This window comes from Maribacter sp. BPC-D8, assembly GCF_035207705.1.
Taxonomy (GTDB): domain Bacteria; phylum Bacteroidota; class Bacteroidia; order Flavobacteriales; family Flavobacteriaceae; genus Maribacter.
Window position 1 is genome coordinate 2,668,112 of the sequence record NZ_CP128187.1, and the last position, 21,002, is coordinate 2,689,113.

General features: G+C 35.8%; 24 protein-coding genes. 7 read left to right on the forward strand and 17 right to left on the reverse strand.

Going from position 1 to position 21,002, the window contains the following annotated elements; all coding sequences use genetic code 11:
• Positions 1–53 precede the first annotated feature (53 nt).
• From QSV08_RS11875 to QSV08_RS11900, 6 genes are all read right to left on the reverse strand, one after another.
• Positions 54–1,802 (reverse strand): SulP family inorganic anion transporter, encoded by a 1,749-nt coding sequence (locus QSV08_RS11875; protein WP_324023571.1) that lies wholly within the window; start codon positions 1,800–1,802, stop codon positions 54–56.
• A 54-nt stretch (positions 1,803–1,856) separates the two neighbouring features.
• On the reverse strand, positions 1,857–2,201 hold the full coding sequence (locus QSV08_RS11880) for a TfoX/Sxy family protein (RefSeq protein WP_324023572.1): 345 nt from the start codon (positions 2,199–2,201) through the stop codon (positions 1,857–1,859).
• Positions 2,202–2,204: 3 nt separating this feature from the next.
• Positions 2,205–2,978, reverse strand: coding sequence for an SOS response-associated peptidase (locus tag QSV08_RS11885; protein ID WP_324023573.1), 774 nt, complete (start codon positions 2,976–2,978; stop codon positions 2,205–2,207).
• A gap of 28 nt (positions 2,979–3,006) precedes the next feature.
• Entirely contained in the window at positions 3,007–3,792 is a 786-nt protein-coding gene (locus QSV08_RS11890) for an aldose 1-epimerase (RefSeq protein WP_324023574.1), read from the reverse strand.
• Positions 3,785–5,080 carry a M20/M25/M40 family metallo-hydrolase gene (locus QSV08_RS11895; RefSeq protein ID WP_324023575.1) on the reverse strand — a complete coding sequence of 432 codons (1,296 nt, stop codon included), beginning with the start codon at positions 5,078–5,080 and terminating at the stop codon, positions 3,785–3,787. Before QSV08_RS11895 ends, QSV08_RS11890 begins: the two co-directional genes overlap by 8 nt.
• Before the next feature lie 78 nt (positions 5,081–5,158).
• Positions 5,159–6,400, reverse strand: coding sequence for an ABC transporter permease (locus tag QSV08_RS11900; protein WP_324023576.1), 1,242 nt, complete (start codon positions 6,398–6,400; stop codon positions 5,159–5,161).
• A gap of 3 nt (positions 6,401–6,403) precedes the next feature.
• Between QSV08_RS11900 and QSV08_RS11905 the strand changes: the two genes are divergently transcribed.
• Positions 6,404–7,639: a DUF1343 domain-containing protein gene (locus QSV08_RS11905; RefSeq protein WP_324028370.1), complete on the forward strand. Its 1,236-nt coding sequence runs from the start codon at positions 6,404–6,406 to the stop codon at positions 7,637–7,639.
• Here the strand turns inward: QSV08_RS11905 and QSV08_RS11910 are convergent.
• The 7 genes from QSV08_RS11910 to QSV08_RS11940 form a co-directional block, all read right to left on the reverse strand.
• Positions 7,628–8,482 carry a sterol desaturase family protein gene (locus QSV08_RS11910; protein ID WP_324023577.1) on the reverse strand — a complete coding sequence of 285 codons (855 nt, stop codon included), beginning with the start codon at positions 8,480–8,482 and terminating at the stop codon, positions 7,628–7,630. The two genes, QSV08_RS11905 and QSV08_RS11910, sit on opposite strands and share 12 nt — an antisense overlap.
• Before the next feature lie 194 nt (positions 8,483–8,676).
• Positions 8,677–9,381, reverse strand: a complete 705-nt coding sequence (locus QSV08_RS11915) for an endonuclease/exonuclease/phosphatase family protein (RefSeq protein WP_324023578.1) — start codon at positions 9,379–9,381, stop codon at positions 8,677–8,679.
• Between the two features lie 115 nt (positions 9,382–9,496).
• The gene (locus QSV08_RS11920; RefSeq protein WP_324023579.1) at positions 9,497–10,063 is read right to left on the reverse strand and encodes a hypothetical protein; all 567 of its coding nucleotides are present in this window, start codon (positions 10,061–10,063) and stop codon (positions 9,497–9,499) included.
• 241 nt (positions 10,064–10,304) lie between these two features.
• Positions 10,305–11,027 (reverse strand): tRNA-uridine aminocarboxypropyltransferase, encoded by a 723-nt coding sequence (locus QSV08_RS11925; RefSeq protein ID WP_324023580.1) that lies wholly within the window; start codon positions 11,025–11,027, stop codon positions 10,305–10,307.
• A gap of 120 nt (positions 11,028–11,147) precedes the next feature.
• Positions 11,148–11,429 carry a DUF3144 domain-containing protein gene (locus QSV08_RS11930; RefSeq protein ID WP_324023581.1) on the reverse strand — a complete coding sequence of 94 codons (282 nt, stop codon included), beginning with the start codon at positions 11,427–11,429 and terminating at the stop codon, positions 11,148–11,150.
• A 19-nt stretch (positions 11,430–11,448) separates the two neighbouring features.
• Complete coding sequence (locus QSV08_RS11935) at positions 11,449–11,871, reverse strand: hypothetical protein (RefSeq protein ID WP_324023582.1); 423 nt, start codon at positions 11,869–11,871, stop codon at positions 11,449–11,451.
• A 97-nt stretch (positions 11,872–11,968) separates the two neighbouring features.
• Positions 11,969–12,460: a YkgJ family cysteine cluster protein gene (locus QSV08_RS11940; RefSeq protein ID WP_324023583.1), complete on the reverse strand. Its 492-nt coding sequence runs from the start codon at positions 12,458–12,460 to the stop codon at positions 11,969–11,971.
• 75 nt (positions 12,461–12,535) lie between these two features.
• Here QSV08_RS11940 and QSV08_RS11945 point away from each other — a divergent pair, with 75 nt between their 5' ends.
• Both QSV08_RS11945 and QSV08_RS11950 read left to right on the forward strand, forming a co-directional pair.
• On the forward strand, positions 12,536–13,249 hold the full coding sequence (locus tag QSV08_RS11945; RefSeq protein WP_324023584.1) for a class I SAM-dependent methyltransferase: 714 nt from the start codon (positions 12,536–12,538) through the stop codon (positions 13,247–13,249).
• Between the two features lie 45 nt (positions 13,250–13,294).
• Entirely contained in the window at positions 13,295–14,200 is a 906-nt protein-coding gene (locus tag QSV08_RS11950) for a hypothetical protein (RefSeq protein ID WP_324023585.1), read from the forward strand.
• Positions 14,201–14,216: 16 nt separating this feature from the next.
• On the opposite strand, the gene QSV08_RS11955 is transcribed toward QSV08_RS11950, so the two are convergent.
• Positions 14,217–14,849 carry a 7-carboxy-7-deazaguanine synthase QueE gene (locus QSV08_RS11955; RefSeq protein WP_324023586.1) on the reverse strand — a complete coding sequence of 211 codons (633 nt, stop codon included), beginning with the start codon at positions 14,847–14,849 and terminating at the stop codon, positions 14,217–14,219.
• Positions 14,850–15,020: 171 nt separating this feature from the next.
• On the opposite strand from QSV08_RS11955, the gene QSV08_RS11960 reads away from it, so the two are divergent.
• The 4 genes from QSV08_RS11960 to QSV08_RS11975 all read left to right on the forward strand — a co-directional run bounded on the left by QSV08_RS11960 (position 15,021) and on the right by QSV08_RS11975 (position 18,436).
• Entirely contained in the window at positions 15,021–16,526 is a 1,506-nt protein-coding gene (locus QSV08_RS11960) for a helicase HerA-like domain-containing protein (protein ID WP_324023587.1), read from the forward strand.
• Between the two features lie 3 nt (positions 16,527–16,529).
• A complete protein-coding gene (locus QSV08_RS11965) occupies positions 16,530–17,084 on the forward strand; it encodes a hypothetical protein (RefSeq protein WP_324023588.1) in 555 nt (184 codons plus the stop codon).
• 65 nt (positions 17,085–17,149) lie between these two features.
• Positions 17,150–17,992, forward strand: a complete 843-nt coding sequence (locus QSV08_RS11970) for an alpha/beta fold hydrolase (protein ID WP_324023589.1) — start codon at positions 17,150–17,152, stop codon at positions 17,990–17,992.
• Positions 17,993–18,010: 18 nt separating this feature from the next.
• Positions 18,011–18,436, forward strand: a complete 426-nt coding sequence (locus QSV08_RS11975) for a VOC family protein (protein ID WP_324023590.1) — start codon at positions 18,011–18,013, stop codon at positions 18,434–18,436.
• Positions 18,437–18,510: 74 nt separating this feature from the next.
• On the opposite strand, the gene QSV08_RS11980 is transcribed toward QSV08_RS11975, so the two are convergent.
• The 3 genes from QSV08_RS11980 to QSV08_RS11990 form a co-directional block, all read right to left on the reverse strand.
• Positions 18,511–19,032, reverse strand: coding sequence for a hypothetical protein (locus tag QSV08_RS11980; protein ID WP_324023591.1), 522 nt, complete (start codon positions 19,030–19,032; stop codon positions 18,511–18,513).
• Between the two features lie 214 nt (positions 19,033–19,246).
• On the reverse strand, positions 19,247–19,879 hold the full coding sequence (locus QSV08_RS11985) for a hypothetical protein (protein ID WP_324023592.1): 633 nt from the start codon (positions 19,877–19,879) through the stop codon (positions 19,247–19,249).
• A 64-nt stretch (positions 19,880–19,943) separates the two neighbouring features.
• Positions 19,944–20,942 (reverse strand): aldo/keto reductase, encoded by a 999-nt coding sequence (locus tag QSV08_RS11990; protein WP_324023593.1) that lies wholly within the window; start codon positions 20,940–20,942, stop codon positions 19,944–19,946.
• Positions 20,943–21,002 lie beyond the last annotated feature (60 nt).

The following is a 21,002-nucleotide window of genomic DNA, read 5'->3' on the forward strand; positions in this document are numbered from 1 at the left end:
CTACAATTTTTTATTTTTACAATATCTCTTCACCTTTAAGGTACGAGATTTATTTAATTTAAGCCTCTATTAGCTTTAGCCATTCTACTATTTTCATAAGCTACTTTTGCAGCCAATAATGAAATTTCATTGGGGTCATCAAAGAAATCAACTGCTTCTTTCGTTTTTACGAATAAAAACTCTCGTTGCAATTCTTTAATGATTCCGGTATTAAAAATGATATCTCGCGTTGGTCCGATTGCTCCTGCAATAAAAAATTGAAGTCCTCTTTCACGAATATCATGTATTAACTTCGATAGCATATCTGCTGCGGTAGCATCTATATAATTTATAGATTCAGCATTCAGAATTATCCCTTTTAAATGGGGTCCTTTTGCTCTCATATGTTTCAATAACTGCTTTTTAAAATAGGCAGAATTACCAAAGTATAATTGCGAATCGAATCGAACAATTAAAAGGTCATTTCGAACAACTACCTCATCTGCAAAACGGATAACATTTTTATAGTAGTCAGAATTACCGATGTTACCTATCTCTACAAAATGCGGTTTAGACGTTCTATACACCATTAACAACAAAGAGCACAAAACACCAATTAGAATACCTTGTGTAATACCTATGAACAGTGTAATTATAAACGTAATCAACATTATAAAAAACTCATCTTTTCTATTCAGCCATAAATGTTTGAAATAGGTAATATCAATAAGTTTTACTACCGATACCATTATAATACTTGCCAAAATTGCATTGGGCAAATATTGAAATAATGGCGTTAAAAATAATAAGGTCAGAACGACCAATATAACACTGAATATTGCTGAAAGATTCGTTTTTGTACCAGCATCATAACTAATTGCAGATCTAGAGAAACTAGCCGTAACCGGATAGCCTTGAAAAAAAGACCCCACAATATTTGACGAACCAATAGCTATTAATTCTTGATTGGCATCTATAGTATCTTCACCTGTTTTATCTTCAATCGCCTTACCAATAGAAATAGCTTCTAGATACCCAACCAGCGCCAAAGCGATGGCAATAGGTGCTAATTTTTCCATGTCTACAACATCTAAGGTCGGCATCACAAAAGATGGAAATCCGCTAGTAACTTCACCTACTAATTTAACTCCAAAGGCATCAAGCTGAAATAGATAGACAGCCATTATACCTAACACTACTATTATTAATATTCCGGGAATATTTTTATTCCATTTTTTAAAGCCCAGCAATAGCGCTATACCAACAATACCAATACTAAAATCTACCCAATTGATTTCGCCTAGCTTATAAAAAATATTTAATACGGTTTCGTAGATTTTATTGCTACCTGGCACAGAAACACCCAATAAATGTTTCAGCTGACTTAGCACTATAATAATCGCTGCCGCAGATGTAAAACCACTAATTACGGGTTTAGAAAGAAAATTGACTAAAAAACCCATTCGCAGCACACCCAGTATAAACTGAATACAACCCACCATTAGGGTAAGCAACACGACCATTATAATGTAGTTTTCTACACCGGTAATTGCCAATGTCCCCAAACCTACGGCAACCAATAAAGAATCCATCGCAACAGGCCCTACGGCTATTTTTCGTGATGTTCCTAAAAGTGCATAGGTAAGTATCGGAAATAAAGAAGCATATAAACCATGAACTGGCGGTAATCCTGCAATCATTGCATACGCCATACCTTGTGGCACCAATACGATACCCACAGTAAGACCTGCCAACAAGTCTCTTATAAAGTAAGCTTTTTTATAGGTTGAAACCCATTCTAAAAAAGGGAAAATGTTTTTCACACCGTAAATTTAATCATTTCAAAAGGCATAGAATCAGATTTTGTAACCATTACATTATTGATTTAAAAGTCTGTTGAACTCCAACGCTTTTTCTACCCAAAAATCAAGATCATCTTCGGTGTCGAATCCATCAGGACCTACAAATAAATAACCACGAATCGGTTTACCAGTAAAATCCATTGGTCTGCTGCCTGGTTTGTTTAGTAGTTCTTCATAATTCAATTTACCAACACGAATCATTAACCTATCTTCTTCAATTTTCTTATCGTACATAACACCAATGCACATTTTAGTATTGACCATAAATATGAGTCCGCCCATCATTTTCTTCTCCTCCAGCTCGCCTTTTCCTTTTAAACGAGGTCGAACCCTATCTGCTAAATACTCACTATATGCCATTGCTTAGAAATTAAGTTCTTCTGGTTCTAGTTCTTTATATACTACTTCTTCAGCAATCGATTCTATATTTCCAGCATAGCTTTTACCACGCAGTTTGCCCACCGTATGTGCTTGCAATGCCACATTGTTATTTGAGCTGAGCAGTCCTTGTAATTCTTTCTCAAAATCTGCAGATGAAGTTAGCCACTGCGCTTCCATCTCATCTGCCAACATTAATGGCATACGTGGTTCTTTCAGTTTCGGGTTGTTATGAATTTTAGCCATCATACCATTTCCAACTGTAGTTACAATTGAAAATGAATTGATAATACCGCCATGCTCAGGATGTCTCCACTCAGACCACAATGCAGCCAACGCTAAAGGTTCGTTATTTTTTCGGTGGATAAAAAAAGGATACGTGTTTTCGTTATAATGGTGATGCTCATAAAAGCCGTCAACATAAAGTATGCAGCGTTTTTCATTCGCAGCATCTCTAAAAGCAGGTTTCTCGAAAATGGTTTCGACCCGAGCGTTTAATGTACTGTTCCAAATTTTCTTTTGTAGTTCAACACTATTCACCCAATGCGGAATCAACCCCCAAGTAGCGACAATAGGATAAAATGGATCTTCATTAGTATATATTAAAACCTCAGGATGCGAAAACCCCGATGCATGATGAAGCGGTAAATCGGTCAACGGCGCAAGTTTTTCAACAATCTCTTCAATCGCCTTTAAATCTTGACTTCTCTTTGCCTTTTTTAACTGCGCCTCTAAGCTGGCTTTTACATCATAACACATACACTATTTTTTAGCGATGAATTTTAAACTATAGCGGTTTTAACGCCACTTTAAAAATTGCAGGCTCCTTTTTTAATACCATAAAACCTTCTGCCAAATTATCTTGTTCAACCGCATACGGATAAAAGGTAATCGGTTCTATACAAACCATATTCGGCACCTCCGTCCAAAGCATAAAATGACTAAAGGCTTCAGATGTTATTTGAAGTGATTTCTCATCTTTTAAAGTAACTACATCGGTATTAGGCACTTGTAATGCTCTACTGCCAACTTCCATAACCTCGGGTATAGTAATATTTTGTTCTCCGGCAGAAATAATAGCATTATCGCTATGCAACATAAATGCAGGGTGATAGCCCAACATAAAAGGCATGCCTTCTTCCCCTGAGATAGAAAAGGTAACCACCAATGAATTGTCTATTAATTCAAGTGACTTTACAAACTCAAAATCGTAAGGCCAGCTTAGTTTCTCTGCGGTAGATTTATTAGGATATTTTGAATTTAAAACCTCTGTATTTGCCGTATATTTTTTAGAGAACACAGCTTTACTTGCCGAGCTTTCTACCAACTTATATTTCATTTCACGTAACAGACCGTGCTGATCTTGTGTAGCAAAACCTTTGGGAGTTTTCACTTTAAAATCTGCCTCATTTGTTGGTCCGATTAGCGGAAACATTTCAGTATCTACACTACGCCACCCAGGGTTACCCTTTTGGTGCATGAATTCATGACCAGAAACTCGGTAACCTACCAGTTCACCTGCTTCAATTTTAACCTGTTGACCACCTACTTCTAATGTTGTTATATTACTCATTTATCAATCTATAAATTAATAATGCTGTTCTTTTCGTTAATGCTTCTATAGTATTCAAGTTGACGGTTTCTTCGGGGGTGTGGGCTGCATTTCCCATCGTCCCCAATCCGTCCAAGCAATCTACATATTGCGCTACAAAAGAAGTATCTGCTGCACCTCTTTTACCTGGATCATATGCTAACACTTCACCTTGCTTTAAATCTAAACTTACCGTATTCAGTTTTGTCAATAGTGCCTTATTACCTTCGGTAGGTTGCATAGCCGGATAACTATCTTCGAAAGTTACTGTTGCCGATGTATGTGGTAAATTATTCGCCACCACGGTTCTCATATTTTCCCGAGCGCGTTCTTTTTGTTCTTCGGATATAAATCGTAATCCCCCACGGACTTCTGCTTTCTGCGCCACTACATTGGTCTTACCAAAAACAGTTCCCTTACTGGTCATTTCATCAAATTCCACAAAAGTACCACCTACTAAAGTCCCCGGATTAAAAGTCAACAAATCTTCTCCTCTTACATCGGTATAAAATCCGTTTAAAATTCTCGACATTTCAAAAATGGCTCCTGCACCTGTTTCTTCACTAAAGATACCAGAAGAGTGTGCTCTTTTACCCTCAACCTCAACTTTCCAATCAGATGACCCTCTACGGGCTACGGTTGCATAATTGAATCCGGTAGAGTTCTCAAACCCTAAACCGATATCACTTCTTTTGGCAGCTTCAATTAAATCGTGTCTACTTTTTTCTAGCGGACTACCCGTACTTTCTTCATCTCCCGTAAAGGCAACAATTATTTGAGCATCATTTAGTAATCCGTTTTGTTGTAGTGCTTTTAATGCATACAAAACGATAACATCGCCACCTTTCATATCATTACCGCCTGGCGCATGCGCGATAGAGTCGTTCACCATTTCAAAAGTTTGAAACGGACTATCTTCTTCAAACACCGTATCAAGATGACCTATTAGCAATAACTTCTTTCCCTTGGTGCCTTTTATTTCAGCAAACAAGTGTCCCGCCCTATTCATTTCTTCGGGCATAGGTATCCAAGTGCTTTCAAAACCGATATCGGTGAATGCGGTAGCAAACTCCTTCCCTACCATTTCAACACCTTTAAGATTTAAGGTACCGCTATTAATATTCACGACCTTTTCTAGAAATGAAATTGCCTCAGCATTATTTTGCTCGATAGCTTTCACAACCTTCTTCTCGTTCTTTGAAAGTTTCTGTGCATTGACGCCTGTCAATAAAAACACAGCAATTAGGGTAAGTAGTAATTTTTGATGCATGTGGTCTGTTTTACATCAAATTTACCAAAAAGGGGTCTAATCAAAGATTAATTAGTGAATAAGCTATTGAAAAAAATATTACTCGAATCGAATAGCTTTTACCGGTGTAATTCTCGTAATAATATACGACGGGATCAAAAGCATCAATAAACACAACAACAATACACCCGCGTTTAAAAGAAGAATTGTCCCAAGATCTATACTTACAGGTATGTACTCGATGTAGTATTCTTTCGGATTCGGGAATTTGAAAATGCGAAACTTCTCTTGTATAAAAATAATTCCAAGCCCAATAAGGTTGCCCCAAAATAAGCCAACTGCAATAAGGTAGGTCGCATTGTACAAAAACACCTTTCTAATACTCCAATTTGTACTACCCAAAGCCTTTAAAATACCAATCATTGGCGTACGTTCTAATATTAAAACGAGCAATGCGGTAATCATATTTATACCACCAACGATAATCATGATCCCAATGATAAGGGCGATATTAAAATCGAACAAGCCTATCCATTCAAATATTTTATAGTACTTATCTTTTATGGTTTTGGTGTCTAAACTGGCTACCGTTTCCCCATAAATCTCATTCGCTTTTTGATCAATATCATCAAAACTGTTCAAGAAGATTTCAAAGTTACCTACTTCGGTATCTTTCCATTTATTCATGCGCTGAATATGGCGTATGTCTGTGAATATATAGAGTCCGTCAATTTCTTCAAATCCGCTATCGTAGATTCCGGTGATGGTAAATTTTCGTTGGTTTGGTATTTTATCGGCTGCATCATCCCGAAGAAAAAAGGTAAAGAAAGAATCTCCCAATTTTAAGTTCAAACGATTTGCCATTATTCTCGAAATAAGCACATCAGAATTCAACTCTCCCGAATAATCAGGCAAAACTCCGTCAATCAAAAACTCATCGAACGGATCCCAATTATATTCTTTGCCGACACCTTTAGCGATAATACCCTCAAAAGTTTCTTCGGTACGTATAATACCTGCTTTAGTCGCCACAGCTTGTATATGCACAATGCCATCAACCATATTGAAGTCCGGATAAAACTCTTGCTCCGTACTCACGGGCACGACAGAAACTTCAGAATTATTATTATCGTAATTATAGATTTGAACGTGACCGTTGAAAGCAGTTATTTTCTCACGAATTTTCTCTTTTAATCCCAGTCCTGTAGCAATAGCCACCAACATCATAATCACCCCTATTGCAATTGCTGCAATGGCTATTTTTATTATTGGTGCAGATATACTAATTTTATGCTCCTTACCCTTTATAAGCCGTTTGGCGATAAAATATTCTAGATTCAAATGATGTTATTTTTATCCAATTTCAAAAGTACAGTTTTATTATGGTTTTTGGTATTGGCTACCTGCGGAAACGAAACCAAAGAGCAAGCCATTACCTCATCAACAACCGATGAACCAAAAATAGAACAAGAAGTAAAAGAAATAATAGTTGCCGCTAACCGAACGGAAGCATATCTACCACTTTTAAAAGGAAAGAAAATAGCCGTTGTCGCCAACCAAACCAGTGTTATTTTCAAGTCTGGCGGACATACACATTTGGTAGATAGCCTACTTTCTTTGGATGTAAACATTAAGCACGTTTTTGCTCCAGAACATGGTTTCAGAGGCAATTTTGATGCAGGTGAGCATGTGAAAAATAGTACAGACGTAAAAACAGGATTAGACTTAATATCGCTTCACGGTAAAAACAGAAAACCAAGTCAGGAACAACTAGAGGGTTTAGATTTGGTGTTATTCGATATTCAAGATGTGGGCGTTCGTTTTTACACCTATATCTCAACCATGCAATTGGTGATGGAAGCTTGTGCCGAAAAAGGAATTCCTGTAATAGTTTTAGACAGACCAAACCCGAACGGACATTATGTAGACGGACCTACAATGGAAGCCACACACACTTCTTTTCTTGGGATGACTGAAATTCCGTTAGTATACGGAATGACCATTGGCGAATATGCCAATATGATCAATGATGAACTATGGTTAGAAGGTGATAAAAAAGCAGATTTGACTGTGATCCCTTTAGAAAACTGGACGCATGATATGTTTTACAGTCTACCAATTCGACCTTCGCCGAATTTACCGAATGACACTTCGATTACGCTATACCCAAGCTTGGGAATGTTCGAAGGTACCAACATCAATGCCGGTCGCGGAACGGAGTTTCAATTTCAACGTTACGGAGCTTCATTTTTAGATTCGAAAGTATATGATTTCACATATACACCTGAACCCAATTTTGGTTCAAAATACCCAAAAGAAGAAGGAAAATTGTGCTACGGAAAAGACCTATCAAAAACGGAGCGTATGAATGAGGTAACGATGGATTACATTATAGATGCCTATACCAATTCGGTCGACAAGAGTAAATTCTTTCTAACTAGCGGATTCACCAAACATGCAGGTAATGACAGACTGCAAAAGCAAATTGAAGCTGGAGCCACCAATGCCGAAATAAAAACGACTTGGCAAGCAGATATAGAAAAGTTTAAAAAGATTAGAGCGAAGTATCTACTTTACTAAAGGTTGTTCACCAGCGATATCAGTCGTTGGTTTTCTATACCCTACAAAAGGATATTTCAACAACGAACTAATTTGTCCGTTTGCAACCTCATCGGGGAAGGTGTCTACACCGTAGATAATTTTCTCTCTATCTAAATGCATATAGGTACCGAATAAACGATCCCACCATGAGAATATATTACCGTAATTACTATCTGTATATGGCAACACGTAATGGTGATGTACTTTATGCATATCTGGCGAAATGAGCACATAACTTAAAGCCTTATCTACACCCTTTGGTAGTTTAATATTGGCATGGTTAAATTGAGATAATACTACAGAAAGACTTTGGTACAGCATGATAATACCTACCGGTGCACCAACCACAAAAACACCTACTAAAGTAAATATATAGCGAATGATACTTTCTAACGGATGATGTCTGTTCGCAGTAGTCGTATCTACATTATGATCCGTATGATGCACCAAATGTACCATCCACAATGGTTTTACTTTGTGCTCAACTAAATGAGCAGTGTAAGCCCCAATTAAATCTAACAGCGCCACACCCAAAAACACATACGCCCATAAAGGCATTTCTGGTAACCAATTAATGATTCCGAAATCATTGGCAACCGCCCAATCAGACGTTTTTAATAATAAAAATGCCAGCGGAAAATTTATAACTATCGTAGTAAGTGTAAAAAAGAAGTTAGGCAGCGAATGCTTCCATTTATTATAGCTTCCATTAAATAGCGGCACAATACCTTCTAGTATCCAAAAAAATGTAATTCCACCAACTAAAATAAGTGATCTGTGAGCTGCAGGGATTGATTCGAAATAGGCTATAAGTTGTTCCATTAAATGAGGTAGTCGTTTAAGTTATGAGTCGCGAAAAAATATTCTAAAACCTAATTATTGTATCATCAATAAAGAATATGAATTATAATAAATTCGCAACTAATCACCCAATATAATAAACTTTTGTTGATTTTATAACCGTTAGCTATAATTTTAAAGAATCTCGTTTTAAAAACACAAGCCTTGAATATTTGCTAAAACTCACAGATTATGGGTAGATGATCACTGATTTTCAGCCAATAAGATACTGGTCCGATTTCGATTGTTTTGACGTTCTTTACAAATTCTTGACTTCCGAAAATATAATCTATGTGATACGATTTTTCTAAATTTCTCTGAAGATAAAAAGTGGGTTGAGTCTCTTCACCCTGCTCTTCTTTAAATGCTTTATGATATAAACTTTCTACTCCGATTTCTTTTAGTTCTTCAACAACATTCGAGTGGTTCCACCATCTATCCCATTTATCCCAAATCTTATTGCTATTAAAATCGCCGATAATCAAACATTTATTCAGGTTCGATTTATTGATTTGTAGATATTTCCAAAGTTGACCTATGAAACCGAAAGTGGGAGATTTATTGCTGTGATTCCATACAGCCAATAATTCAAATTCTCCATTAATAGAACATGGTAAAAAATGTTTTACTGGATGGTCTTGAAAATGGTTAGACCAATTAAGTCGCTCTAATTTAATATGGTTTTTAGCAAAAACTCCTATTCCTTTATTCTTACTGTCACCTGACCAAAGGTAATTTTCTGCAAATAGATTATACGCTTTATGAGTAGTCTCCGCAGGATTCTCACATTCTTGAACCACAATGATATCTGCATCATAATCAAGTAAATGCTCAAATTTCCTTCTTAAAGCACCATTACAATTCCAAGTTAAAATTTTCATTTTGAAACAAATCACCTGTTAGAACTAGACAAAACCCGTATCAATTATACTTCTTGCCAAGTATTTCTCAACCCACTCATTATTAGAAGTTAATATTTTAAATGTCCCTTGTCTCCTATGCAATTTTAACTACCCGACATTTTTCACACAATGGATACTCAGTAAGCAATGGTTTGATTCGATTATGCATTTCGTCAAAACTTTCGCCATATAAGTATAAAGAAGTTTCTTCACCTTCCCAATAACTAGCAATTTGCCCAGTTTTAAAATCTCCAAGCAGACGTTCAATCTCCTGATAAATATAATTTACATCACCGTTTTTATAAACATCATCTTCCAATTCATTACTTAGATATAAACCTAAACCTTCATGTTTTCCAAAAGGAATTGTTTTAGCTTCTGAATTTTCATCTTCCGGATAAATAATAAGTTTTGAACCAACAGGCGCTAACATCGCCTCCATAACGCCAATAATCTGATTAACATTTTCATCAGAATCATCTGAAATACTTAATTCAATATCACAACATGCGATTTCTCCATTAGGCTGTTGTGAGGTGCCTCCACCTACAGCTTCAGCCTTAAAATCAAGTTTTTCAAGAGTTTCTTGCAATACATCTTCTAAATCATGGCGATGCATTGGCTGTAACTTAGCATTTAAATTAATGGTTAGGTTTATCATAACTTATATTTAATGAATTCAAAGTATATAATAGTTTCGATTCAGTATGATAAATATTATAAGGCAATGGAATTACCTCTTTTAAATCTATACTGAAGAACTATATATTTATTAACTTTTTCTCTTGCTACATATTGTAAGAAGAAAACCAAATCATGATATATACAAATACCTTTATAGAACACCTTTAAGCGTTTTCACCATTCTAGATGTTATCTTATAAATTAAACAGTACTATCTATTACAACTCAAAAACAACGTTTCTTTCCTTGTTATTCTTATACATCGTCTTCGGACCAATCTCTCTGTGCGCAGTTGAGTTATAGTTTTTATTATCCGGATTTAGAATATAGTCGAGTTGATGTTCGATCATTTTTTCGAACGGGACTAGGAAGTCCGACGTATCGCATTGTTCTACTCCACCTTTCTTCAATAAATTTAAGACTGTATAAACTGACTCGATAGTACTAAGACAAAGCGCTTCGGGCTGTTGCTTAATAATGAATTTAGATGCTATACTATTATCAAAACTTACTCTATTCAATTTTTGCAAGTTCGTACTTAGCTTGAGCATTTTACGGGCACAAGGCCATGTACCATCGAGAATGAAGAGGTGAGGATTTTTACCCAGAAAAGCCTCCATTTCTGAACCATTTCTCTGAGATAGGTTAAAACTGTCTTTACCAGGGTAGAGTAAGAATGAATCAATTTCTTCATTCTTTAATATTTCATTTACACGCTCATTATTACTAAAATCAACACCAACTATAATTTCTGAATTTTCAAGCTGAAGATTCGTCATGCACCCAGTTCCATTTTTTTCTTTTTTATACTCTTTTGGGTGCATGAGAATAATGAAACGTGTTTTGGTCTCGACAGTACTAATGTGTTTACAAATACAGGTACTCGATGGCCGCATACATTTGTAACATTTTACTCTTGGATTATTTATTTCGACTTGCAATATAAATTACTTTTGTTTTTCTATTAACTGGCATTGACCAAGCGTATAAAATCGTGGCATACAAAAAGGCTCTAGGTTTTGCACTTATTATCTATACTTTATAACTGTGTAGGACTTAGTTTATTTCATATATTTTTCAAAATTATCGATATAATCTTGCACGTTTTCTCTCAACATTTTTTCATATTGAATAGTAAAATATTTAATATTTTTTTCTTTAGCATTTTCCAGCTCTATGGCGTTTTTGCATCCAATTGCACTCATAAATGCGTTAAATCTAGACAGACCAAACATCATTGAAGCACTTACTTCACCCACATTAACATTGCCTTTCACCTGACTATTTGATAGATTTATATGTTCATCAGCTCTATCATAAAATTTCTCGTCAATTTTACTCATTTTAGTTTTAATTTTAATTTTAGACCAAACCTCTAATTACATCTAGTCTATTAGCAGGGGCATCAGGTGACAAAAAATCGAGAATTGCTCCTTCTGATCTTTTTGGTCTACCTAAGTATATAATATGCCATTCAGTAAGTCTTTCTTCTTTTATATGTACACACTCCCCAGTTTCAGGTTCATCAATATATTCTCTCTGTAAAATGAGAGCCAAGGGTTCTTCAGTTCCTATATTATTTTCAGAAAATTCAAGAGCTTCTTCACAAGTAGTGAATACATAATAATAATCGTCTCCATGTTCCTTATCCTCAGCCCCTAATTCAGGATGAGACCATACTCGATATTCCAAAACCTCATCCCATACGTATCCACCTCCAGCTGATGCAATTGGAGAATATTCTCCAACTTTTGTTTCGTCCAATACTTTAGGATATTTTGTCATTTTATAATGAAGTATAATAAAACATCATCATTAAAGATATTCGTTTCACCAATTCAAATTAATTTTCTTTAAATACAAGCCTACTCCAATCAACTTCTTACTTAATCAACTTCTTCATCTCTTCCACTATATTATAAGCAGCTGGGCAAATAGCTACATTTTTAAGGGTAAGGTTACTTATTTGCTGAAACTTCTTTCTGTCTGTATGCGGAAACTCGCGACATGCCTTTGGGCGTACATCATAGATAGAACAGTAGTTATCCGCTCCTAAAAAAGTACATGGTGTTTCTTGAAGCACAAAATCATTTTCTTCATCTACCCGTAAATAGGTTTCAATGAATTTTTGTGGCTTCATTCGAAACGACTTTGCAATACGCTCCACATCTGCATTGGTAAAAAGCGGTCCGGTAGTTTTACAACAATTGGCGCAGGTAAGGCAATCGGTACGTTCAAATTCTGCCTCATGAAGTTCTTGCATGATATAGTCCAGATTCTTTGGCGGCTTCTTTCGTAGCTTGACAAAGAACTTTTTATTCTCGTTATGTTTTTCTTTTGCCTTTTGCGGCAATTCTCGTAAAACCTCTTCCATGTGCAAAATTAATTCTTCAAAACTAGCGAAGTAGCACCAAAAAGCGAGACTTTTGTAACTAGAAATACAAGAATTTTGAACAAGGACATTTTAGGTACGGCACTTTTAGATTATCAGAACGGAAACTATTCTGAAGATATTACCACATATTCATCGCTACTCGAAGATGATGTTTTACCCCTACCCTATATGTTCAGGGGTTTTAAAGATATGCCCGAGCTAGAGCAAAAAGGTTTACAATTATGTAAAGGCAACGTGCTTGATGTTGGCTGTGGTGCAGGTAGCCATGGTCTGTATTTACAAGAAAAAGGTATTTCTGTCACTGCTCTAGATGCTTCTAAAGGCGCAATTGAAGTCAGTAAATTACGCGGACTCAAAAACACTGCACACTCCGAACTTCTAAAATACGAAGGTGAGCAATTCGATACCATTCTAATTTTAATGAACGGCGTTGGCTTGGCAGGAACACTTGCCGGATTGGAACCGTTTTTCTCCAAATTAAAATCGCTTTTAAAAGAGGGCGGACAAATTCTGTTAGATTCCAGCGATATTATTTACATGTTCGAAGATGACGAAGATGGTGGATACTGGATACCTGATAACGTTAATTATTATGGTGAAGTAAGCTTTGAAATGGAATATAAAAAGGAAAAGAGTGCATCTTTCCCCTGGTTATATGTAGACTACAACACCTTACAAAGAGCAGCAAATTATAGTAATTTAACATGTGAGCTTGTAATGGAAGGGGAACATTACGACTATTTAGCAAGATTGACACATATGAAGTAATAGCGACTCTTTTTTTTCGTTATGCTATTTGTACAAAACGATTTTATGAATAAGCTCAAAAGTTTATTACTAATTAGTATTCTGGCATTTGCTGTTTCTTGCTCCAAAAATTCTTCTGATAATGATAGTTCAGAAGCAAAAGTTGACAAGGCTGCTAATTTACTGGCAACAGGAGATTCTGCCAAAGACATTCTTTCTAACGATACCTACGATAAACTTCTAATTGAAATAGCATACGTTACCGGTTTTAAACCGACCGAAGATGCTATGACAGATTTTACAGCGTATCTAAAAGAACATACGTTCAAAGAAGATATCGAGTTAGTGTATAACGAATTATCTAGTCCGTCAGAAGATGAACTTACACTACAAGAAATTGCAGATTTAGAAACTAGGAACAGAACAGCCTTTAATACAGGTAGCACATTGGCTATCTATATTTACTTTGCAGATGCGCCAGCAGAAGGTGATGATTTAGAGGGCGGTCTTGTAACCTTAGGTGCTGTTTACCGCAACACTTCTATGGTTATACATGAAGCTACCGTAAGAGATTTAGCTAGTTTAAGTTCTTCTATTAGCGAAGCAGATGTAGAAACCACCACTTTAAATCATGAATTCGGACACCTATTCGGTTTGGTCAATTTAGGTTCTGATATGGTCAATGACCATGAATCTGAATCTGAAAATGAAGATGGTCAGCTAGTGAGTGACAATCATTGCAACCAACCTGTCTGCCTAATGCGTGCAGAATTACAATTTGGTGGTTCAACACGTAAATCTTTACAATCAAATACTCTTGCCCAATATGAAGACGGTGTAAAATCTGGCTGTAGATTATCTGGCAAAACCGTTTTAAGCTTGTTACAACAGCAGCATACTGCCAAAAGTACGAACACGGTGCCTTTAGATGCCGAATGTTTATTAGATATTCAAGCTAACGGAGGACGTTAGATAAGTATCATATATCTTAAGGAATATTCAAATACTTGTGCGTTTGCAATGATACTTTCCATTTCGGATTTTTCATTACATAGTCAACAATCATAGGCACAACCTTATCACTTACACTCCATTCTGGTTGCAAGTATAAAATGCAATTGGCGTTGGTTTTCGCAGCTTGCTCTTCAGCAAAAATTAAATCGTGCTTGTTATAAACAATCACCTTAAGCTCATGAGCTTCGTCGTAGATACGACCTTCAGGTAATTTATTTTTCTTTGGTGAAAGACATATCCAATCCCAATCGCCAGAAAGCGTATAGGCACCAGAAGTTTCAATATGTGTTTTTAGACCTTTATCCTTTAATGCTTTTGTAATTGGGTTCATATCCCACATTAATGGTTCACCGCCTGTAATAACAATAGTATCAGAATACTTAGCGGCATTATCAACAATTTGCTCAATGGCAGTAGGCGGATGCGTTTCTGCATTCCAGCTCTCTTTTACATCACACCAATGGCAACCAACATCACACCCGCCAACACGAATAAAGTAAGCTGCAGTTCCTTTATGAAAGCCTTCACCCTGTATGGTATAAAACTCTTCCATTAAGGGTAAATACGCCCCTTTATTCACTTTCTCAAGTACCTCCTCATTTTTCATTCGGCAAAGATACGTTTTAGTTGACAAATTCTATTAGAAGTAGGCATCGGTAAATTCTGTACTCAGGCGCGTACTGTTCGTACGTCAAATGTTAAAAAGTCGTGATATTTAAGGCTACACATGTCTTTAGGTTTGGTTAAAAATCCCCTATTTTTATCGAAAATATATAAAATGGCCGGTACCGAAGATTTTTTTGAGCATATAGAAAAGGGATATGCTACGAAAGGCGATTACATTAATATGGGCGCAGCTATGCTTAATGGTGAAGCTGTTACTAATGCATTCGTAAAAATTCCGTTAAAAACTTTAAACAGGCACGGGCTTATTGCAGGTGCTACGGGTACTGGTAAAACAAAAACATTGCAAGTGCTTGCAGAGAATTTATCTGAAAAAGGTATTCCTGTAATGTTGATGGATTTAAAAGGAGATTTAAGCGGATTGGCACAACCTAGTCCTGGTCACGCTAAAATTGATGAACGCCACGCCAAAATTGGTTTCCCTTTTGAAGCAAGTAGTTTTCCTGTAGAAATACTTTCGTTATCTGAACAAGATGGTGTAAAGTTGAGAGCCACCGTTTCTGAATTCGGACCAGTATTATTATCACGTATACTTGACCTCTCTGAAACGCAATCGGGTATTGTTGCCGTAGTATTCAAATACTGCGATGACCAAAAAATGCCATTGCTAGATTTAAAAGATTTCAAAAAAGTATTGCAATATGCAACAGGAGCCGGCAAGGCAGAATTTGCAAAAGAATACGGTCGCATTTCTACAAGTTCTACCGGTACCATTCTTAGAAAAATTATTGAGTTAGAGCAACAAGGTGCCGAATTATTTTTCGGCGAAAAGTCTTTCGATGTAAATGACCTTACCCGTATCGATGAACAAGGCAGAGGCTATATCAACATTTTACGCCTAACAGATATTCAAGACAGACCTAAGTTATTCTCTACATTTATGTTGAGTTTATTGGCAGAAATATATGACACCTTCCCAGAACAGGGCGATAGTGATAAACCAGAATTGATTCTTTTTATAGACGAAGCCCACCTTATTTTTAAGGAAGCTTCAAAAGCATTATTAGATCAAATAGAAAGTATTGTTAAACTGATACGTTCAAAAGGTATTGGTTTGTATTTTGTAACCCAAAACCCAACAGATGTACCAAATGATGTATTGTCGCAATTAGGGTTAAAAGTGCAACATGCATTAAGGGCATTTACCGCTAGAGATAGAAAAGCAATTAAATTGACGGCAGAAAACTACCCAGAATCTGAGTTTTACGATACCAAAGAAGTACTTACCTCATTGGGTATTGGTGAAGCTTTGATATCTGCATTAGATGAAAAAGGTAGACCTACGCCGCTTGCAGCTACATTACTGCGTGCACCAATGAGCCGTATGGATGTCTTGACCGATAAAGAATTAAAAGAAGTAAATGACAGATCTTCACTAGTTAAAAAATATGGAGAGGTTATCGATCGAGAAAGTGCTTATGAAATGCTAAATGAGAAGATTGAAATAGCTGAAAAATTAGCAAAAAAAGAAAAAGACAAACCAGCTGCAAAAAAGACATCTAGCAGAGCTAGCACAAGGCAAAACCCAATTATTAAAGTATTGACGAGTGCTACCTTTATTAGAGGTGTACTTGGAGTATTAAAAAAAGTGATGAGATAGCATATGAAATTTAGATATACCCTTTTATTAATTTTCTGCTGTGGTTTATTTATAAATTGCTCAGATGAGAAGAATACAGATTTTCAAATATCTGGTGATCAAGTTGGTAGATTATCAAAGCAAAGCTTAGCACGTGATATTGAATTAATTTTCGAAAAAGACTCGGTAGTTCAAGATACCGTGAAGCTAAATTTCGGTAATGGCGCAAGCAAAATAAAGATTTTTGAAAAAGGAGGCGCCTTACTATTGACCCTAACACCAAATAACGATAGCATTGCTACCATACAAAATGTAATGGTTAATGATGAACGGTTCGTAACAGATAAGGGCATTTCTAAAATAAGTACATTCAAAGAAATACGAGAAAACTACCCAATTAAAAAAATCATAAGCGCAATTAATAATGTGGTGGTTTTACTGAAGGATAGTGATCTATATTTCACCATCGATAAAAAAGAATTACCTGAAAGCCTGCGATATAATGCCAACAGCACTATTGAAGAGGTACAAATACCTGATACTGCAAAAGTAAAATACATGATGGTCGGATGGGATTGATATTCTTAAAACCCTATAATTTGATATCCTTCGGATAACTTTTACACATTTCAAAATTTTATCAAGTGCCAGTATTCCTTCAAAAGCTTATACCTAAATTAATCGGATTCTACTTTAATATCCTTGTATGGTTTTCTCCAAAGAAAGCCGCTTACAAGGCTTTTTTAGTATTTACAAAAGTTAGAAAAGGTCGCGTTCTACCAAATCAAAAAGCATTTTTAGACCAAGCCAAACTAGAGGTGTTATCATTAGATAAAAATGAAATTCAAGTATACAATTGGCCTGGGAACAAAGCAACTGTTTTACTTGTTCACGGTTGGGAAAGTAATACCTGGCGTTGGCATAAACTTATAAAAACATTACAGCAGGCAGATTTCAATATTATTGCTTTTGATGCGCCTGCACACGGGTATTCCTCAGGTCATATGCTACATGTACCGCTTTATGCAGAAACCGTACAGAAGGTATTAACCAAATACCGACCAACTGTTGTTATAGGGCATTCAATGGGCGGTATGTCTGTGTTATACAATGAATCGCTACACCCTAACGAAACCATTGAAAAAATAGTTACCATAGGTTCGCCATCAGAGTTTCATGAAATTCTTACGCACTATAAAAACTTGCTAGGTTTCAATGGCAAGGTTTTAAAAGCACTAAAAAACTTAGTGTACAACAAATTTCAATTTACGGTAGCCGAATTTTCAAGTTCTAAGTTTGTTCAGAGCAACACGAAAAAAGGATTGCTCTTTCACGACAAGTTTGATATGATAGCGCCCTACCATGCCTCGGTTGATGTACATAAATATTGGAAGGGAAGTGAATTGGTAACCACAGAAGGCTTAGGGCATTCTATGCACCAAGATGGCGTGAATGATAAAATAGTGGAATTTTTAAATCAGGAATAAAACTTAAATTTATAGCATATGCAAAATGTAACACCTTTCCATATTGCCATTCCCGTTCACAACTTAGCGGAATGCAGAACTTTTTACAGAGATATTTTAAACTGTGAAGAAGGTCGTAGTAGTGACCACTGGGTAGATTTCAATTTATTCGGACATCAAATGGTGATACATTACAAACCTAAGTCGGAGACTGAAACCGTTCATCATAATCCCGTAGATGGTCATGATGTACCAGTACCACATTATGGAGTAGTCTTACCTTGGGATACTTTTCAAAGTTTCTCTGAAGATTTAAAATCAAAAGGTGTCAAATTCGCTATTGAACCCTATGTTCGTTTTGAAGGTAAAGTTGGTGAACAAGCTACTATGTTTTTCTATGACCCAGCCGGCAATGCTTTAGAGTTTAAAGCTTTTAAAGATATGGGGCAGTTGTTTGCGAAGTAATAAGCATATACCCTGGGATTTGAACCTAATCCCGAATTATCTATAGGTTTTTATATAACAGTTTTTTTCTGTAATCAATTTTCTAGAATTATATTATTCCCGTCATAAATTTTCATCCAGTAAGCTCCAAATGTCCCGCAACTTGATTCGTGATATTTTTTTGAATTTGGAATTCCTCTTTCGTCCTCCTCCCAACTAGTATTAAATTTATATTTTAACGTGTCCAATTTATTTTCAATTATTACAGAACGATTATTGACCATCTCCCATTCATATATTCCTTTTTTCCAACATATTCCAATTTCATCTCCTATATCGTAACCGATTTTCTCTATTTCGCTAATATTCACTTTTACATATCCCGATTTAGGCACGGTTTTATGTTCTCCATTTATAAAATATCTAGTTTTGCCATCTGTAATGACAGAAATACATTGAGTTTTATCCATTGAGAATAATCTGTAATTTGTATTTTTGGGAGGAGTTGGCATTACTAAAGCTAACCAAATAAAAATACCAGCAACCACAAGTCCAAAAAACACAAAAACTCCAACAATAAGCCATGAAATAAAATTTACTTTCTTGTTTTTGGTCATAAAACTCGTCAATTCAAAATGCTTTTTAAATTTATTACAAGGTAAGACATAAGAAACGAGGGCAGTTGATAAGCACTATGGTTTCGATTTATTATTTAGTTAAATTTAAATATTTTGTTTTTATCTTTTCTCCTATAAACGCCAAATTTTATATTTAGCGGACTTCATAAAAAAACACAGACCTTTCGGTTTAGGACAAATGCCCTATGTTTTTTTATATATTGTTGTGCGTTCGTTTTTTTATTCGGCTCACAATTTCGAATCCTAAGTATTCTTTCAGTTTAGGAAATTTATATCTGTAGTATTCATTCCAATAACTTATCATTCTACTTTCTGTCTGTAGCCAGTATTTTGGGTTTTCATCTCTAAATTTAGCGTAAAAGTCTAATGTGTTTTCGTTTACTTTTTTTTCAATAATCGGTAGTAATTCATAAACGTATTCTCCAATTAATTGAACAACGAATGGAATTGTCCATTTTTCAGAATTTGGAGATAATAAATTCAGTCTTTTTTGTCTTAAATACCCGTTATGATGCCTCAAATAAATACAATTTAAGATGTCTTTTTGTTTGTCCGTCAGAGTCTTTTCCAATTCTGGATTTGGTTCATCAAAGTAAAGTCTGTATGGAATTGTCAAAGTTTCATTGTCAAGTATTAAATCCAACTCACTTTCGTGAATTAGATTGTCAACTTGGTGAATTGTTCCGCCAAAGAGTTTTACTTTGTTATTGTCAAATGGAATGATTTTTAAAACTTCGTTTAAATCCGAATGAAGTTTTTTCGGGAAAGCTTTGGTAAGTCTTTCCTCATATTCAGGTTTTATATTTCGCTTAAATATCTTTAACATTTCGGTTTTATCAAATGACGCACAACAAGCGAATAAGATCAATTTATTAAATCTAGCTAAAATCCTACTGCGACCAAGAAGTCGGTACTCTATCCCAACGGTGCTTTTTTAATTCTTCATACAGTTCATTAGATAATAATTTACCATCACTAGTGGCAGTGTTAGCCAAAACATTACGTTGCTTACGCATACCCGGTATGGTAGTACCTACATTATCGTTCATTAGTATAAAACGCAATGCCATTTCTGCCATGGTCATACCTTCAGGTATTAAAGGGCGTAAAGCATCGGCATGTTCTACCGAAGAAATTAAATTTTCAGGTACAAAATAAGTACCTCGCCAATCGCCTTCGGGGAACGTAGTTTCCTTGGTCATAGTTCCGGTCAATGTACCTTCATCAAAAGGCACACGCGCTATTGTAGCAATATCGAGCGCTTTACAAAGCGGAAAAAGCGTATCTATTGGTGCTTGGTCAAATATGTTATAAATGACTTGTACGGCATCTAATAATCCTGTTTTTAAAGTTATTATTCCATTTTCTGGCTCCCAGCGGTTCATACTAATACCCATTGCTGCAACTTTACCTGAAGTCTTTAGATCTTCAATAGCGCGTTGCCATTCTTCTCTGTCGCTCCAAACATCATCCCATGTATGAAATTGCATAAGGTCTATTTGCTCCAGACCTAAATTCTTTAGCGTCTTATGGGTGTATTCCATAATATGCGCTGTCGGATAAGAGTCTTCAAAAGCATATTCTGGTTTTGCTGGCCATTGAAAGTTTTTTGGCGGAATTTTACTTGCTGTATATAACTTTTTCGAAGGATGTCTTTTTACCAACTCACCAAGCAACTCCTCACTATGACCTTCTCCATAACCCCAAGCGGTATCAAAGAAATTGACTCCGTTTTCAACTGCCAAGTCCAAAGATTTTGCAGATTGAGCATCGTCACTAGCCGTCCAACCAGCCATTCCCCACATTCCGTATCCTACTTCACTTACTTGCCAATCTGTACGTCCGAATCTTCTGTATTTCATTAAATCTTCACTATAATTATTATACATATTTTAAATATCGACAAGCATCATTATATACTTAAACGCTTCTCGATACTAATTTTTCGT

What these genes read in the sequence shown, in the direction of transcription:
- QSV08_RS11880 (WP_324023572.1), bottom strand. Translation starts at nt 2,201, where the DNA reads ATGGCATATAGTGAGTATTTAGCAGATAGGGTTCGACCTCGTTTAAAA.
- QSV08_RS11885 (WP_324023573.1), bottom strand. Translation starts at nt 2,978, where the DNA reads ATGTGTTATGATGTAAAAGCCAGCTTAGAGGCGCAGTTAAAAAAGGCA.
- QSV08_RS11890 (WP_324023574.1), bottom strand. Translation starts at nt 3,792, where the DNA reads ATGAGTAATATAACAACATTAGAAGTAGGTGGTCAACAGGTTAAAATT.
- QSV08_RS11895 (WP_324023575.1), bottom strand. Translation starts at nt 5,080, where the DNA reads ATGCATCAAAAATTACTACTTACCCTAATTGCTGTGTTTTTATTGACA.
- QSV08_RS11905 (WP_324028370.1), top strand. Translation starts at nt 6,404, where the DNA reads ATGTTATTTTTATCCAATTTCAAAAGTACAGTTTTATTATGGTTTTTG.
- QSV08_RS11910 (WP_324023577.1), bottom strand. Translation starts at nt 8,482, where the DNA reads ATGGAACAACTTATAGCCTATTTCGAATCAATCCCTGCAGCTCACAGA.
- QSV08_RS11915 (WP_324023578.1), bottom strand. Translation starts at nt 9,381, where the DNA reads ATGAAAATTTTAACTTGGAATTGTAATGGTGCTTTAAGAAGGAAATTT.
- QSV08_RS11920 (WP_324023579.1), bottom strand. Translation starts at nt 10,063, where the DNA reads ATGATAAACCTAACCATTAATTTAAATGCTAAGTTACAGCCAATGCAT.
- QSV08_RS11930 (WP_324023581.1), bottom strand. Translation starts at nt 11,429, where the DNA reads ATGAGTAAAATTGACGAGAAATTTTATGATAGAGCTGATGAACATATA.
- QSV08_RS11935 (WP_324023582.1), bottom strand. Translation starts at nt 11,871, where the DNA reads ATGACAAAATATCCTAAAGTATTGGACGAAACAAAAGTTGGAGAATAT.
- QSV08_RS11940 (WP_324023583.1), bottom strand. Translation starts at nt 12,460, where the DNA reads ATGGAAGAGGTTTTACGAGAATTGCCGCAAAAGGCAAAAGAAAAACAT.
- QSV08_RS11950 (WP_324023585.1), top strand. Translation starts at nt 13,295, where the DNA reads ATGAATAAGCTCAAAAGTTTATTACTAATTAGTATTCTGGCATTTGCT.
- QSV08_RS11955 (WP_324023586.1), bottom strand. Translation starts at nt 14,849, where the DNA reads ATGAAAAATGAGGAGGTACTTGAGAAAGTGAATAAAGGGGCGTATTTA.
- QSV08_RS11960 (WP_324023587.1), top strand. Translation starts at nt 15,021, where the DNA reads ATGGCCGGTACCGAAGATTTTTTTGAGCATATAGAAAAGGGATATGCT.
- QSV08_RS11965 (WP_324023588.1), top strand. Translation starts at nt 16,530, where the DNA reads ATGAAATTTAGATATACCCTTTTATTAATTTTCTGCTGTGGTTTATTT.
- QSV08_RS11975 (WP_324023590.1), top strand. Translation starts at nt 18,011, where the DNA reads ATGCAAAATGTAACACCTTTCCATATTGCCATTCCCGTTCACAACTTA.
- QSV08_RS11980 (WP_324023591.1), bottom strand. Translation starts at nt 19,032, where the DNA reads ATGACCAAAAACAAGAAAGTAAATTTTATTTCATGGCTTATTGTTGGA.
- QSV08_RS11985 (WP_324023592.1), bottom strand. Translation starts at nt 19,879, where the DNA reads ATGTTAAAGATATTTAAGCGAAATATAAAACCTGAATATGAGGAAAGA.
- QSV08_RS11990 (WP_324023593.1), bottom strand. Translation starts at nt 20,942, where the DNA reads ATGTATAATAATTATAGTGAAGATTTAATGAAATACAGAAGATTCGGA.